Raw genomic sequence first — 15,208 nt, forward strand, 5'->3', positions numbered from 1 at the left:
TCATCTATGCGCAAAGGTATCATTCTGGCCGGGGGGTCCGGCACGCGTTTGTACCCGATTACTCGATCGGTATCCAAGCAGTTGCTGCCGGTTTACGACAAACCGATGATCTACTATCCGCTATCCACGCTGATGTTGGCGGGGATTCGCGATATTTTGGTCATTTCCACTCCTGAAGACACACCACGTTTTGCCGAGATGCTTGGCGATGGCGGCAAGTGGGGGCTCAATCTCCAGTACGCGGTGCAACCATCTCCCGACGGCTTGGCGCAAGCTTTCATCATCGGCCGTGACTTTGTTGGCAATGATCCTTCAACATTGATTCTGGGCGATAACATCTTTCACGGACATGACCTCGTCAGTCAACTGACACGTTCCGCAGCGCAAACGGACGGGGCGACAGTTTTTGCGTATCACGTTCACGACCCCGAGCGCTACGGGGTAGTCGAATTTGACGAGAGCTTTCGTGCGCTATCTCTTGAGGAAAAACCGGCAAAGCCGCGCTCGCATTACGCTGTGACAGGCCTCTATTTCTACGATAACCAAGTCTGCGATATCGCGGCAGATATCAAGCCTTCCCACCGTGGTGAGCTTGAGATCACGGATGTCAACAAGCGATATCTCGCCCAGGGGCAGCTTGAAGTGGAAATCATGGGGCGAGGATACGCGTGGCTGGATACCGGTACGCACGATTCTCTTTTGGAGGCTGCTAGCTTCATCGCGACGCTGCAAAATCGCCAGGGGTTGATGGTGGCATGCCCGGAAGAGATCGCCTATCGCAGCCAGTGGATTGACGCAGACCAGGTGGCGGCACTGGCCCGACCTCTGGCTAAGAACGGCTACGGTCAGTATCTACAGCGCATCATTTCGGAAGCCATCAAATGAGTCTGAAGATCACGCACACGGAGATTCCTGAGGTTTTGATTCTTGAACCCAAGGTGTTTGGGGATGCCCGTGGCTTCTTCCTCGAGAGTTTCAATCAGAACGCTTTCATCAGTGCGGCTGGTTTGAATCTCAGTTTCGTCCAAGACAACCATAGCCGGAGCAGTACGGGGGTATTGCGAGGACTGCACTATCAGATTACGCGGCCGCAAGGCAAGCTGGTGCGCGTCGTTAGTGGTGCTGTCTTTGATGTTGCAGTGGATCTTCGGAAACGCTCACCGACGTTCGCAAAATGGGTTGGTGTTGAGTTGACAGCGGAAAACCACAAACAGTTGTGGGTTCCGCCGGGGTTTGCACATGGTTTCCTTGTTCTGAGTGAGTCCGCGGATTTTCTATATAAAACGACGGATTACTATGCGCCTCAACACGAGCGCTGCATTAAATGGGATGACCCACGCATTGGTATCCAATGGCCAGATATTGGATGCTCGCCGGTACTGTCGATCAAGGATCAACAGGGCGCGGCTCTGGCAGTTGCAGAGGTCTACGACTGAATATGTCGCTGCCTCGGAGAAACGTAAGATTTCTCGCCTGGGTCTCTGAGTTCGTCTATTTCTTAGCTCTTTTTTTATGAATCTGAATCAAGCAAAGATTGCCGTTATTGGTCTCGGTTATGTTGGTCTGCCTTTGGCCGTGGAATTCGGCAAGAAACGCCCTGTCGTCGGGTTTGACATCGACCCGACGCGTGTCGCAGAGCTACAGTCAGGTCAGGACGAGACCCTTGAAGTCAGTGCAGAAGAGCTGAAGACAGCAAGCCAACTCAGCTATAGCTGTACTTTGGACGATTTGCGGTCCTGCGAGATTTTCATCGTAACGGTGCCCACTCCGGTGGACAAGGCCAACCGGCCGGATGTAACTCCGTTGATCAAGGCCAGCGAAACTGTTGGGAAGGTCATGCCCCAGAATGCGGTCGTGATTTATGAATCCACGGTTTATCCCGGTGCAACGGAAGAGGTGTGCGTTCCGGTGCTGGAACGTGTGAGTGGAAAGAAGTTCAACACAGACTTCTTCTGTGGCTATAGCCCGGAACGTATCAATCCGGGTGATAAGGAGCACCGTCTACCGACGATCAAGAAAGTGACCAGCGGCAGCACGCATGAGGTCGCGGATGCGGTGGATGCGCTCTACAGCCAGATCATCACCGCCGGTACCCACAAGGCGAGCAGCATCAAGGTGGCCGAGGCTGCGAAAGTCATCGAGAACACGCAACGTGACCTCAATATCGCTCTGATGAACGAGTTGAGCTTGATCTTCCATCGCTTGGAGATCGATACGTTGGAAGTTCTGGAGGCAGCGGGCACGAAGTGGAACTTCCTACCGTTCCGTCCTGGTCTTGTTGGCGGCCATTGCATCGGTGTTGATCCCTACTACCTCACTCACAAGGCGCAGGAGGTCGGCTATCACCCGGAGGTCATCCTGGCTGGTCGGCGCATTAACGACAACATGGCGGGTCATGTCGCAGACGAGACCGTCAAGCTAATGCTGCGCAAGAACTTGCCGGTGCTGGGTAGCAGGATTCTGGTGTTGGGTCTGACGTTTAAGGAGAACTGCCCTGACGTCCGCAACACCAAAGTTGTGGACATCGTAAGCACCTTGCAGCGATATAACGCGCAAGTGGACGTTTACGACCCATGGATCAATCTGGGCGATGCACAGCATGAATATGGTCTGACGTGCCTGGCAGAGCTGCCGCCTCCGGGAGAATACGCCGCAATAGTGTTGGCGGTGGGGCATCGTGAGTTCATTGCGATGGGCGAGTTGGGTATCAGGGCGCTCGGCGTACCGGAAGCGGTGCTGTTCGATGTGAAGGGCATCCTGCCCAACGGGGCTGCGGACGCCCGTCTATAAGCAAAAGAAAACCCTGGCAACTGGCACTGTTCGAAAATGACCGCGTACGAGACTCTGAAAGTCCAATTGAGCAACGAACCGCACACCTGGTTGGTGACAGGTGTGGCTGGATTTATCGGTAGCAATTTGTTGGAAACTTTGCTGCGGCTGAACCAGCGCGTGGTTGGGCTGGACAATTTTGCGACTGGACATCAACACAATCTCGATGAAGTCCGCTCGCTTGTCAGCCCCGAGCAATGGACGAACTTCCGTTTCGTCGAAGGCGACATTCGCAATCTCGAAGATTGCCGGAAGGCTATGCTGTTCGATAGCGAAGGTCCGGCAGGTTCGCTTGCAGTGGAGTATGTGTTGCACCAGGCTGCACTGGGGTCGGTTCCCCGCAGTCTGGCAGATCCCATCACCACGAACGAGACCAATATCTCGGGCTTCCTCAACATGCTGGTTGCAGCGCGTGATGCACAGGTTAAGCGGTTCGTTTACGCAGCTAGCAGCAGCACCTACGGTGATCATCCGGGGCTACCAAAGGTTGAGGATCGCATTGGCAAGCCGCTCAGTCCGTATGCGGTAACGAAATACGTCAATGAACTTTACGCTGACGTGTTTGGGCGTACCTATGGCTTGGGCACTGTTGGCCTGCGATATTTCAATGTTTTCGGACCGCGGCAGGATCCCAATGGTGCCTATGCGGCCGTTATCCCGAAATGGATTGCCGCCCTTTTAAAAGGCGAGACTGTTTACATAAATGGCGATGGGGAAACTAGCCGGGATTTTTGTTACGTCGCTAATGCTGTTCAAGCAAATTTGCTGGCCGCGACCCTGAGCAATTCAGAGGGAGTCAATCAGGTGTACAACGTCGCCGTGGGTGACAGGACGACACTAAATGGGTTGTTCTCCTTGCTGCGCGATGGTTTGGTTCCCTATGGGGCAATAAAAGATATTGAGCCGGTCCATCGCGAATTTCGGAGTGGTGACGTTCGGCATAGCCAGGCGGACATAGCAAAAGCGCGACAGTTCCTGGGATATGCGCCTACGCATCGAATTGATCAAGGTGTTGGAGAGGCTGTCAACTGGTACGTGCGTACAGTTGGAAGCCAAAAATAGTCACCCCTCCACTTGGTGGAAAGTTTGTTCATCCCGAGATGATGCACTCACTCGAGGACATGGGATCAAGCGAACTTGGGTGTATTTTTTGATGTTTTGATAAGGCATCAAATCAGTAGTTTCTGTTTATGCGCATTTCTCATATATCTTGGAATCTAGTAGGGCTGGGTGTGCCTTTGCTGATTGCTGCGGTTACCGTACCGCATCTGCTGTCAGCGTTGGGCGGTCAACGCTTCGGCTTGCTGACGCTGGCATGGGGGTTGATTGGATATGCCAGCGCGCTTGATTTTGGCGTGGGGCGGGCGGCAACTCATCAGATTGCTGAGCTGCGTGGTACCTCTGACGCTGAAGAGCATGACAAGATGGCGATTGTCCTGAGTACCGCGGTCAATGTGACAATGGTCACTGGAGGGGGCGCGGCGTTGTGCATCGTTGGATCTCTCTTGTTCGGTGTGGACGCTTTCATTAAAGCAGATCAAGTCTCTGCGCAAGAAATTAGATTATCTATTGTTCTTCTTGCCGTAGCTCTGCCATTGCAGGCTATCAGTGCGGCGTATCGAGGTGTCAACGAAGCATTTCTTCAGTTTCGTGGGGTTAGTGTTGTGCGAATCTTGTTAGGGGGGGCCAATTTCGGCTTTCCATTCTTGATCGCGCTGTTTACGCAGAAAATGTATTGGTTGGTCACGAGTCTCGTGGTGTCGCGAGGAATCGCCCTATTCGTTTACAGATATCTTGCTCACCAGTGCATGGACCAGGTTGTTGATGGTCGACGGGCAAAATTCTCCAAAGCGGTGGCAAAGCGTCTTATTAAATTTGGTGGGTGGTTCACTTTAAGTAGTGTATTGAATCCCATTGTGGCCGCAGCTGATCGCTTCTATATCGCATCACTGATTTCCGCCACCGTTGTTGCGACCTACGTTATTCCATATGAGATGGTCGCGCAAAGCCTGATATTGGTCGGGGCTGTGACAACCGTCATCTTTCCTTTTCTGAGTCAGATAAGAGCGAGTGATCCCGTCCGGGCAAAGAAAATGTTCTTCCGGGCGCTGACGGGTTCGGCTGTCGCCATGGGCATTGTTGCGCTTGGGATCTGGTTCTTGGGAGGGATGGTTCTCAATATTTGGCTGGGTTCTTCAATTTCAGAGCAGTCTAGAGATATTGTTCGTATATTGAGTTTGGGCCTTGTTCCATACGCGCTGGGTACTATGTGTGTTGCACAGTTGCACTCGATGGGAAGGACTGACTGGACAGCGAAGCTGAATATTGTTGAGTTCCCACTGTTTTTGGCCTTGATTTTTTATTCAATAAAGAATTTTGGCTTGATTGGCGCCGCCTGGGCATGGGTTTTGCGCGTCATGATCGATGCGGCATTTCTTCTTTTTGCCTCGATGAAGAGTAGGTGAGCCGCGTGATGTGGAACTTGCTATTGATACCGTCGGTGTATGGCGCTCTTGTGTGGGTGGGGTTGCTGTCGTTGATGACGTTTGATTTGGTGCCTCTCAATATTACAAGTGAAGCGACTTCAGTTTTCCTTTATGTTGTGCTTTGCTTTCTTGTTTCATCTGCGGCTTTTTTTCGTGACTATGCTGCAGTGAATATTTTAAAATTCGGGGTGAGTATAAAGTCAGATGGCCTTGATAGGTTTTTCTTCTGGGTTTTTACCGTCATCGGATTTTTTGGGCTGTATCTTTATATCCTTGATTTTTCAAGTAATTTTGGTGGATTGGCTGGATTTTTCGAGGTTTTCTTTTCCAATCCGTTGGAGATTCGGGCGCTCGCGACAGAGGTTGTGTCACTCGGATTTCAGGTGTCGTATTTTAGTTGGATTTCCGTCTTTTATTGTGTGGCCTATTTGGTGCTTGGCGATGCTCGGTTGCGCCCGAATATTTTTTTGCTGATTTTGGTGGGCGGCATCGGGTTCTTTTTGAATCTCTTGTTTATTGACAGAACTCGGCCGACGATACTTTTCTTGGTGTGCTTGCTTTCTGTTGGGATAATAAGGTTCTCTCGCATGAAAAATCCAATGAGATTTTATGTGAGTGTCTTTGCGGGGCCACTTCTGATTTTTTTTGTGCAAGCGCTGTATACTGGAAAATATGATTCTGAGGGCGGTCTGTTTGGTAATTTCTTGGCATATGTGCTTGGTGGGTTTGGTTACTTCTCCTCCTTGCTTGGTGATGTGACTCCGGACTACTCCCTGGTGAGAATTTTCTATCCTCTATCTAAGTTGATGGAGTCTGCTGGTTTGTTGGACTCGGTTCCCGCGCAGATATTGGATTTTAGGGAGGTCCCATTTTTTACCAATGTCGGGACGTTTCTTGAGCCACTCTTGTCGGATGGTGGGATATGGCTTGTGATTGTCGGCGTCCCTCTGCTTGTTTTTTCGATTGATTTGATGGCTTTGCGTGCATTACGTGATCGGTCAATCATGGGATTGTTTATTTGGGCGAATATGGTTTTGGTTGCCTTGTTTAGTTTTTTTGTCCCAAAATATAATGCCACGCAAATTTATTTGTTTGTTTCTATTTATTTTGCTGGGCAATTCATTCGGTCGATGAGATTTGGTCGAGGTGGCGGGTGAGCGCTTTGAGAGTTCTCGTCTTGATGCGGTATGGGAGATTGGGTGCGTCATCCCGTCTGCGGATGGTGCAATATATTCCTTGGTTGGAGCGAGAGGATATTGGCGTTTCGACGCAGGAGTTTTTTTCCGATGCGATGCTTAATAATAGGTATCGGAACGGTCGATACGGTTATGGTGCGTTGATCGACGTATATTGGAAACGGATTTGTGCTTTGGTTTGCGGTCGCGGGAAGGGACTATTGTGGATCGAGAAGGAGGCACTCCCGTGGTTTCCCGCTTGGATTGAGCGCATCCTACTCGGTCATGTCCCATACGTGCTCGACTACGACGATGCCTTGTTTCATAACTACGACCTTCATTCGTCCCGTGTGGTCAGGGCGATGTTGGGCAGGCGAATCGATACGCTCATGCGGGGAGCTCGGCTTGTGATTGCTGGTAACGACTATTTGGCGCAACGGGCCCGACAAGCCGGTGCTCGTTGGGTCGAGATTGTGCCGACAGTGATCGATTTGAATCGGTACTACGTACGGAACTCAAGTCTGAGTTCCGACTTGCTGCGAATCGTTTGGGTCGGCTCCCCCTCGACGGTGCAGTATTTGCGCTTAATCGAGACAGCTCTCGTGACCCTGGGGCGGCAGGTCCGCTTCACATTGCGGGTGGTGGGCGCCGAGATATCGATGCCGGGTGTTGATATTGAATGTTTGCCTTGGAGTGAAAATTCCGAAGTGGCTTCGATTACCGAATGCGATATCGGCATCATGCCGTTGACTGACTCGCCATGGGAACGTGGCAAGTGCGGATATAAGTTGATTCAATATATGGCTTGTGGCTTGCCCGTAGTGGCGTCCCCGGTTGGCGTGAACTCGCAGATTGTGCGGGACGGCGAGAATGGTTTTCTTGCCGATACCCCCGAGGCGTGGGAGCGCGCACTGGGGCAACTGTTGCACCAAGCTTCATCGCGTGAGTGCATGGGGCGTGCTGGTCGCTCACGCGTTGAGGAGGAATATTGTGTGCAGCGGGTCGCGCCACGGCTGGCCACGCTGCTAAAGCAAGCGGGGGCTCGCTGATATGTGCGGAATTACGGGATTCCTGGGCGGAAGACAACAGGGCGCGGGCGAACGCGCTGCCCTCGTTGAGGCAATGGCCAACAGGATTCGCCATCGTGGTCCTGATGACAGCGGAGCGTGGTGCGAGGAAGGGATTCCGCTTGCCTTGGGCCATCGCCGGCTCGCCATTGTGGATCTGTCCGCAGCTGGCCACCAACCGATGATGTCTGGTGAAGGTCGCTATGTCATCGTCTTCAATGGCGAGATATACAACCATTTGGACATCCGGGCAGAACTGCAGCGCAGTGGTCATGCGGTCCAGTGGCGAGGGCATTCGGACACGGAGACGTTGCTGGCGGGCTTCGATATCTGGGGGGTCGATGCGACCGTCTCGCGGGCTGTCGGCATGTTCGCGTTCGCTCTATGGGACAGGCAAGCGCGAGCACTGACGCTAGGGCGTGATCGCCTTGGGGAGAAGCCTCTTTACTATGGCTGGCAAGGTAGTGGAGAGGCGCGCGCGTTTCTGTTTGGTTCCGAGTTGAAGGCACTGCAAGCGCATCCGGTCTTTGAGCGGCGAATCGATCGCGACGCACTGTGCCTGTTCATGCGCTACAACAATGTTGCCGGCACCGCCTCGATCTATGAGGGGATTCAGAAGCTATCGCCGGGCCATTTGCTCACCGTGTCACTCGATGCGCGCGACCCGGTGGAGCGGGCGTACTGGTCGGGTGCCGAGATAGCTCTGCAAGGCGTTAATCAACCGTTCTCCGGCAGTCTCACGCAAGCGGTAGATGCGTTGGACCAGCTGCTTCGGAGTGCCATTCGCCAGCAGATGATGGCGGACGTGCCGCTTGGCGCCTTTTTGTCCGGGGGCGTCGACTCGTCCACGATCGTGGCGTTGATGCAGGCACAGTCGATGCGCCCGGTGAAGACGTTCTCGATAGGTTTCCACGACGATATCTATAACGAGGCCGAGCATGCCAAGGCGGTGGCCAGCCACCTCGGGACGGAGCACACGGAGTTGTATGTGACGGCTGAGCAGGCGATGGCGGTCATCCCGAAGTTGCCAACGCTTTACGACGAGCCGTTTGCAGACTCCTCGCAGATTCCTACTTACCTAGTCAGTGAGTTGGCGCGGCAATCAGTGACGGTGGCGCTGTCTGGGGACGCAGGGGATGAACTGTTTTGCGGTTACAACCGTTACCAATTGACCGCTGCCCTATGGGGGCGTTTGTCACGGGTTCCGGTTGGTGCTCGTGCATTGATGGCGCGGTTATTGACGCATCTGTCACCCCAGCGTTTGAATGCGTTGGCGGCCTCGATGCCGGGCGCAAGGCGTTGGGCAAATATCGGCGAGAAGATTCACAAGGGCGCCGGTGTCATGGCCGCGGGGTCGGCGGAGGAGCTGTATCTGGGCATGGTTTCGCAGTGGCGAGATCCTGAGGCGCTCGTCATTGGTTCAGTTGGACAGCAGACGTTGTTCACCCTGCCGGATTCAATCACAGATGGCTTATCTGATGTCGAGCGAATGATGGCACTCGACATGCTGACTTATCTTCCGAACGATATCCTGACAAAGGTCGATCGTGCGGCAATGGGGTGTAGTCTTGAGACGCGGGTGCCGTTCCTTGATCATCGAGTTGTCGAATTCGCCTGGCAGCTCCCGCTGATCAGTAAATTGCATAGTGAAGGGAATGGTTACACGACCAAATGGGCGTTGCGGGAGGTGTTGTACCGCTATGTGCCCAAGGCGCTGATAGAGCGACCCAAGATGGGGTTCGGCGTGCCGATCGACAGTTGGCTACGGGGGCCGTTGCGTGCGTGGGCAGAAGATTTGCTGGATGAGGGCCGGCTCAAGCGAGAGGGCTTTCTGAATCCTGTTCTGGTTAGGCAGAAGTGGTCCGAGCATTTGAGTGGTCGCCGCAACTGGCAGCATCCTTTGTGGTGTGTGCTGATGTTCCAGGCATGGCTTGAAGAGAACGCTTCGGCTCCTGTGGGGCTTGCATGAAATTCTTGATGATCGCAAGCTTTGCGGATTCCCTGATCGGCTTCCGTGCGCCATTGATTGCTGCGCTTCAGGCGAAGGACTTGGAAGTGCACGTCGCAGCGCCGGATCTACCCCCGGATTCCCCAGTGCGCCTCCAGATGGAGGCGCAAGGACTTAAGGTGCACGAAGTACCGATGCATCGCACCGGCACGGATCCTGTTGCCGATTTACGCACGTTTTTGGCTCTGTATGGTCTGATCCGCCGCATTCGTCCTTTCGCGGTCATGGGTTACACAATCAAACCAGTCATCTATGGGATGCTGGCGGCGCGGGCGGCACGAGTTCCTCGCCGGTTTGCATTGATTACCGGGCTCGGTTATGCATTCCAGCAAGACGAAGAGCGAAGCCGGCTGCAAAGACTGGTGCAGCGGTTGTACGCGCTTTCATTGGCTCGCGTTGACAAGGTTTTTTTTCAAAATCCTGATGACCAGACGTTGTTTCGTGAGCGGGCCATCCTGAAACCAGCGGTGCCGTCATGTGTGGTCAACGGTTCGGGTATCGATGTGAGCGCTTTTCAAGTCACCCCTATTCCGGTGGGAAGCGTGCGCTTCTTGCTGATTGCGCGCTTGATCGGCGACAAAGGTGTGCGGGAGTACGCGCAGGCGGCCAAGCGGGTTCGGGCGAGGTATCCCAATACCGAGTTTGCGCTGGTCGGGTGGATTGATTCGAATCCGGGAGCAATTACACAGGCAGAGTTGGATGAGTGGACGGCCGACGGCTGTGTGACCTATCTTGGTCGATTGAGTGACGTGCGACCGGCCATTGCAGATGCGACGGTTTACGTTCTTCCCTCCTACCGGGAGGGGACACCTCGGACTGTGCTCGAGGCCATGGCCATGGGGCGGCCAATCATCACCACTGACGCGCCGGGGTGCAGGGAGACGGTGGTGGACTACGAAAATGGTTTTCTCATTCCAGTGAAGTCAGTGGAGGCTTTGGAGGAAGCCATGCTCCGTTTTGTTGAGACTCCAGCGTTGGCGGCGAAGATGGGGCTGCAATCGCGCAAGCAGGCTGAGGAGAAGTACGACGTGCGCAAAGTCAATGCGAGCATGCTGCAAGGGATGGGGTTTTTGTGAAGCGTACCTTCGATATTGTTGTTTCCTGCTTCAGCCTCCTGGTTTTGGCTGTGCCATTGCTGATACTTGTGTGGTTGGTGCGGCGTAAGCTGGGCTCCCCTGTCTTCTTCCGCCAAGTTCGGCCCGGGCTGCGCGGTCGACCATTTCAGATGGTCAAATTCCGGACGATGACCGATGAGCGTGGTCCAGGCGGCGAACTCCTACCCGACGCGGAGCGCCTGACCGGATTTGGGAAATTTTTGCGGTCGACAAGCTTGGACGAGCTGCCTGAGTTGTGGAATGTGCTCAAGGGTGAGATGAGTTTGGTTGGGCCACGTCCGCTGTTGATGGAATATCTACCCTTGTATTCCCCGGAGCAGGCTCGCCGCCACGAGATCCGACCCGGTGTTACTGGATGGGCGCAGGTGAACGGGCGCAATGCGCTTAGCTGGGATGAAAGGTTCGCGTTAGACGTCTGGTACGTTGACAATCGGTCCTTCTGGGTTGATCTGAAAATTCTGTGGCTTACAGTGCGCAAAGTCATCGTACGCGAAGGTATCAGCGCATCAGGTGAAGCGACAATGTCCAAGTTCACGGGCAAGAAGCCATGACTCGACTCGCGCTCTTCGGTGCCGGCGGCCATGGCAAGGTTGTAGCCGATGCAGCACTTAAGGCAGGGTGGAGTGACATCGTCTTCTTTGACGATGCTTGGCCTCAACGAACGATCAATGGTCACTGGCCTGTGGCTGGGAATTTTGACGCGCTGATGGGTCATGCGCATCTCTTCGAGTCAGTGCATGTATCGATTGGCAATTGTTCTGTGCGCTGGCGGAAACAGCAGGAGCTTCGGGCAGCAGGAGTGACGCTTGCTACTGTTGTTCACCCCCAGGCGTGCGTCAGCCAATTCGCGCAGATCGGCGCGGGCTCCGTCGTGATGGCCGGAGCGGTTGTCAATGTAGATACCGTGATTGGCGAGGCTTGCATAATCAATACGGGTGTTACCGTCGATCATGACTGCCATCTTGCGGCAGGGGTACATGTTTGCCCTGGAGCGCATCTAAGTGGAGGCGTTACGGTTGGGGCGCGCTCATGGATTGGTGTTGGTGCAGTTGTGCGGCAAGGTATCTCCATCGGAGCCGATACAATGATTGGAGCTGGGGCCGTTATCGTGAAAGCCGTAGGCGATGGTTTGACTATGGTCGGCTTTCCTGCAACGCCTATGCGTCAGCGCTTATAGATTGCGAGCTGTGACATATGTGGAAACTTAGTTAAGGTTCACTCGATACTCATGTTGAATACGTCTTTCTCCCCTTGGCCCAGTTTCACGGATGAAGAAGCTGAGTCGGTAAAGCGAGTGCTTTTGTCCAATAAGGTGAATTACTGGACTGGGACTGAATGTCGCGACTTTGAAAAAGAATTTGCCCAGTGGGTTGGAACACGTCATGCCATTGCACTCGCCAATGGCACGTTGGCACTGGATGTCGCCCTCAAGGCGTTGGGTGTTGGCGTGGGCGACGAGGTTATTGTGACGCCCCGCACTTTCATTGCAAGTATCTCGTGCGTGGTCAATGCCGGTGCAACGCCGGTCTTTGCTGACGTAGAAATGGAGAGCGGCAACCTGTCTGCCGCAACAATAGCGCGTGCGATTACGCCACGGACAAAGGCCGTGATTTGCGTGCATCTGGCAGGTTGGCCGTGTGACATGGATCCCATCATGGCACTAGCGGACCAGCACAGTTTCAAAGTCATCGAAGACTGCGCACAAGCACATGGCGCACGCTATCGCGGTCGCAGTGTTGGCTCCATCGGCCATATCGGTGCTTGGAGCTTCTGTCAGGACAAGATCATGACCACGGGGGGCGAAGGTGGCATGGTCACGACCAATGATGAAGTACTGTGGCGGGCAATGTGGTCGTTCAAGGATCACGGAAAAAGCTACGAGGCTGTGTATGAGCGGCAGCATCCGCCTGGGTTCCGCTGGCTGCACGAGAGCTTCGGTACTAACTGGCGCATGCTTGAAATGCAGGGCGTGATTGGTCGTATTCAACTGCACCGTATGGCCGATTGGACGGCACGGCGCACCGCCAGCGCTGAGGCGATCTGGGGTGCCTGCCGCCCATTTGGCGTGGTGCGTGTGCCGGAGATCTCAGCCGAGAATATTCACGCACACTACAAGTGCTACGTCTACGTTGAGTCGAGTCAACTGGCCGACGGCTGGACTCGTGATCGCATCATTGATGAAATCTGTGCCGCCGGGGTTCCTTGTTATCAGGGTTCGTGTTCGGAAGTCTATCTGGAGAAGGCCTTTGACAACACGGGTTGGCGGCCGACGGAGCGTTTGCCGGTGGCGCGCGCGCTTGGCGAGACCAGCATCATGTTCCTTGTGCACCCGACGCTGACCGATGCGGAGATTGCCAAAACTTGTGCCGTGCTGACTGATGTACTGAGGCGAGCCACTCGGTGAACAAGCTTACGATTCCTCTGCTGGCGCTTCCTCGACCCGCGAAGCGGGCGGTAGTTGTCCTATTGGACATATGTCTGTCCGTGGTGGCCGTTTGGATCGCGTTTTATTTGCGGATTGATCAAACGGGACTCCCGCAGCTGCAGCAAAAGTACGTCTACCTACTTGCGCCGCTGCTAGCTTTCCCCCTGTTTGTGCGTTTCGGCCTGTATCGGGCGATCTTTCGCTACACAGGCATGTCCGCTTTGGTGAGTACCGCCAAAGCGGTGAGTCTTTACGGTGTGGTTTTTTTTCTTGCCCTTCTTTTGTTCAAGTGGGATGGGGTGCCGCGTAGTGTTGGCCTGATACAGCCCATTTTGTTTTTATTGCTGGTTAGCACGACCCGCGCGATGGCACGGTTTTGGTTGGCCGGGCAGCTGAGTAAAGGGCACCATCATGGCATTGGTCGGTTGTTGATCTACGGCGCAGGCGAAGCAGGCGTGCAGACCGCGCTAGCGCTCGCTGTAGTGCGTCAATTCGTATTACTGGGTTTCATTGATGACGACACATCCAAGATCGGTCGCACCATCAACGGCCTTGATATCATCGGATCGGAGGATGTGCCTGATGCGGTAGAGCGCATGGGCGTTACCGATATCCTGCTGGCAGTGCCTTCAATGGGGAGGGCACGCCGCAATGCGATTATCACGAAGCTGCGGGAGCTGCCGGTTCATGTTCGTACGCTACCCGGCATGGTTGATCTTGCTTCTGGGCGCGTCACGGTGCGCGATTTCCAGGAGCTGGATGTCGAGGATTTATTGGGGCGCGCTCCAGTGCCACCTGACGAAGCACTGCTGGCACGGAACCTTGCCAACAAGACAGTTCTAGTTACCGGCGCGGGCGGTAGTATTGGCAGCGAACTATGCCGCCAGATCATGTTTGAGAGGCCGCACAAGCTTGTGCTTGTCGACCATAGCGAATTTGGCCTGTATAGCATTCATCGAGAGTTGGAAGGGCTGCATGCAGAGCACCGCCTGTCTGTTGAGATTGTGCCGTTACTCGCAAGCGTGGGGAATTTGGAGCGTTTGCAAGACATCTGCCGCACACATCGGCCGGCGACTGTGTATCACGCTGCAGCCTATAAGCATGTTCCGCTCGTCGAGTGCAACCCATCCGAAGGTGTGCTGAACAATATCTTCGGTACGTTGAACATGGCACGCGCAGCTATGGAAAGCGGTGCAGAGTATTTTGTTCTTGTTTCAACCGACAAAGCTGTCCGCCCGACAAATGTCATGGGTGCATCAAAGCGAATGGCTGAGTTGGTGTTGCAGGCACTGGCGGCTAGCGATGTCATCGATTTTGGTCTCGTGCACGGCAATCCTGGCGATGTGATCCAAAACCGTACGGTGTTTGCAATGGTACGGTTTGGTAACGTGCTGGGCAGCAGTGGTAGCGTCGTACCGCTTTTCCGACGGCAGCTGCAAGAAGGTGGTCCACTTACTGTCACGCATTCCGAAGTCACGCGGTATTTCATGACAATCCCGGAGGCGGCGCAGTTAGTGCTGCAGGCGGGAGCCATGGCGCATGGCGGCGAAGTTTTTGTGCTTGACATGGGACAGCCAGTCAAGGTTATGGATCTGGCGCGGCGCATAGTGCAGCTCTCCGGCCTGACTCTTCGTGATGATCACCACCCCGCGGGTGATATTGAAATCAAGATCACTGGACTACGTCCGGGCGAAAAACTGTACGAGGAATTGCTGATTGGTGATAACCCCGAGGGCACCGTGCATGAACGGATTATGAAGGCGCATGAGCAGTATGTGCCTTGGGCCCAATTCGCTCCCGTCTTAACCAAGCTGCGATTGATTGCTGAAGAGGGCGATGAAGACGCAATTAAGGAAATTCTAAGGCAGCATGTTCACGGATATGGGCCACAGGTAGTGGATGCCACGTGCGACGAGGCTAACGTCTAGTCGTCGAAAATAGCGATGCGCGCGCAAAGAAAAATATCGGGTAAAGCCCGATATTTTTCTTTTCTGGCGACTATTGCTACCCGAATATTTAAGCACGGTTGCCGGAGCGGTCGTGCCCAACGCATGCCGTGGACAGTGACCTTGCAGAGCGGGCTGATCAGCGAGTGTGAACAAC

Annotated in this window: 13 protein-coding genes; all 13 read left to right on the top strand. The window is 54.3% G+C overall.

All coding sequences use genetic code 11. The annotated features are described in order from the left end of the window. The first annotated feature begins 6 nt into the window (after positions 1-6). The 13 genes from rfbA to F7R11_RS06280 all read left to right on the top strand — a co-directional run bounded on the left by rfbA (position 7) and on the right by F7R11_RS06280 (position 15,033). Positions 7-885, top strand: coding sequence for a glucose-1-phosphate thymidylyltransferase RfbA (rfbA, locus tag F7R11_RS06220; RefSeq protein WP_064801979.1), 879 nt, complete (start codon positions 7-9; stop codon positions 883-885). Then, positions 882-1,436, top strand: coding sequence for a dTDP-4-dehydrorhamnose 3,5-epimerase (rfbC, locus tag F7R11_RS06225; RefSeq protein ID WP_064801981.1), 555 nt, complete (start codon positions 882-884; stop codon positions 1,434-1,436). The genes rfbA and rfbC overlap by 4 nt, the downstream gene beginning before the upstream one ends. A 76-nt stretch (positions 1,437-1,512) precedes the next feature. Beyond that, positions 1,513-2,790 carry a Vi polysaccharide biosynthesis UDP-N-acetylglucosamine C-6 dehydrogenase TviB gene (tviB, locus tag F7R11_RS06230; RefSeq protein ID WP_064801984.1) on the top strand — a complete coding sequence of 426 codons (1,278 nt, stop codon included), beginning with the start codon at positions 1,513-1,515 and terminating at the stop codon, positions 2,788-2,790. A gap of 36 nt (positions 2,791-2,826) precedes the next feature. Next, a complete protein-coding gene (locus F7R11_RS06235) occupies positions 2,827-3,891 on the top strand; it encodes an NAD-dependent epimerase/dehydratase family protein (RefSeq protein ID WP_064801986.1) in 1,065 nt (354 codons plus the stop codon). A gap of 128 nt (positions 3,892-4,019) precedes the next feature. Continuing rightward, complete coding sequence (locus tag F7R11_RS06240; protein WP_064801989.1) at positions 4,020-5,294, top strand: flippase; 1,275 nt, start codon at positions 4,020-4,022, stop codon at positions 5,292-5,294. Next, entirely contained in the window at positions 5,291-6,472 is a 1,182-nt protein-coding gene (locus F7R11_RS06245; protein WP_064801991.1) for a hypothetical protein, read from the top strand. Before F7R11_RS06240 ends, F7R11_RS06245 begins: the two co-directional genes overlap by 4 nt. Positions 6,473-6,534: 62 nt before the next feature. After that, positions 6,535-7,539, top strand: a complete 1,005-nt coding sequence (locus F7R11_RS06250) for a glycosyltransferase family 4 protein (RefSeq protein ID WP_231973159.1) — start codon at positions 6,535-6,537, stop codon at positions 7,537-7,539. A 1-nt stretch (position 7,540) separates the two neighbouring features. Continuing rightward, on the top strand, positions 7,541-9,526 hold the full coding sequence (asnB, locus tag F7R11_RS06255; protein ID WP_064801994.1) for an asparagine synthase (glutamine-hydrolyzing): 1,986 nt from the start codon (positions 7,541-7,543) through the stop codon (positions 9,524-9,526). Further along, on the top strand, positions 9,523-10,641 hold the full coding sequence (locus tag F7R11_RS06260; RefSeq protein ID WP_064801996.1) for a glycosyltransferase family 4 protein: 1,119 nt from the start codon (positions 9,523-9,525) through the stop codon (positions 10,639-10,641). Before asnB ends, F7R11_RS06260 begins: the two co-directional genes overlap by 4 nt. Beyond that, positions 10,638-11,231 (top strand): sugar transferase, encoded by a 594-nt coding sequence (locus tag F7R11_RS06265; protein WP_064801998.1) that lies wholly within the window; start codon positions 10,638-10,640, stop codon positions 11,229-11,231. Before F7R11_RS06260 ends, F7R11_RS06265 begins: the two co-directional genes overlap by 4 nt. Then, entirely contained in the window at positions 11,228-11,857 is a 630-nt protein-coding gene (locus tag F7R11_RS06270) for an acetyltransferase (protein ID WP_082932780.1), read from the top strand. Before F7R11_RS06265 ends, F7R11_RS06270 begins: the two co-directional genes overlap by 4 nt. A gap of 51 nt (positions 11,858-11,908) precedes the next feature. Then, positions 11,909-13,084 (top strand): DegT/DnrJ/EryC1/StrS family aminotransferase, encoded by a 1,176-nt coding sequence (locus F7R11_RS06275; RefSeq protein WP_064802002.1) that lies wholly within the window; start codon positions 11,909-11,911, stop codon positions 13,082-13,084. Then, the gene (locus F7R11_RS06280; protein WP_104577544.1) at positions 13,081-15,033 is read left to right on the top strand and encodes a polysaccharide biosynthesis protein; all 1,953 of its coding nucleotides are present in this window, start codon (positions 13,081-13,083) and stop codon (positions 15,031-15,033) included. The genes F7R11_RS06275 and F7R11_RS06280 overlap by 4 nt, the downstream gene beginning before the upstream one ends. The last annotated feature ends 175 nt before the right edge of the window (positions 15,034-15,208 follow it).

The sequence above is a fragment of the Ralstonia insidiosa genome (assembly GCF_008801405.1).
Taxonomy (GTDB): domain Bacteria; phylum Pseudomonadota; class Gammaproteobacteria; order Burkholderiales; family Burkholderiaceae; genus Ralstonia; species Ralstonia insidiosa.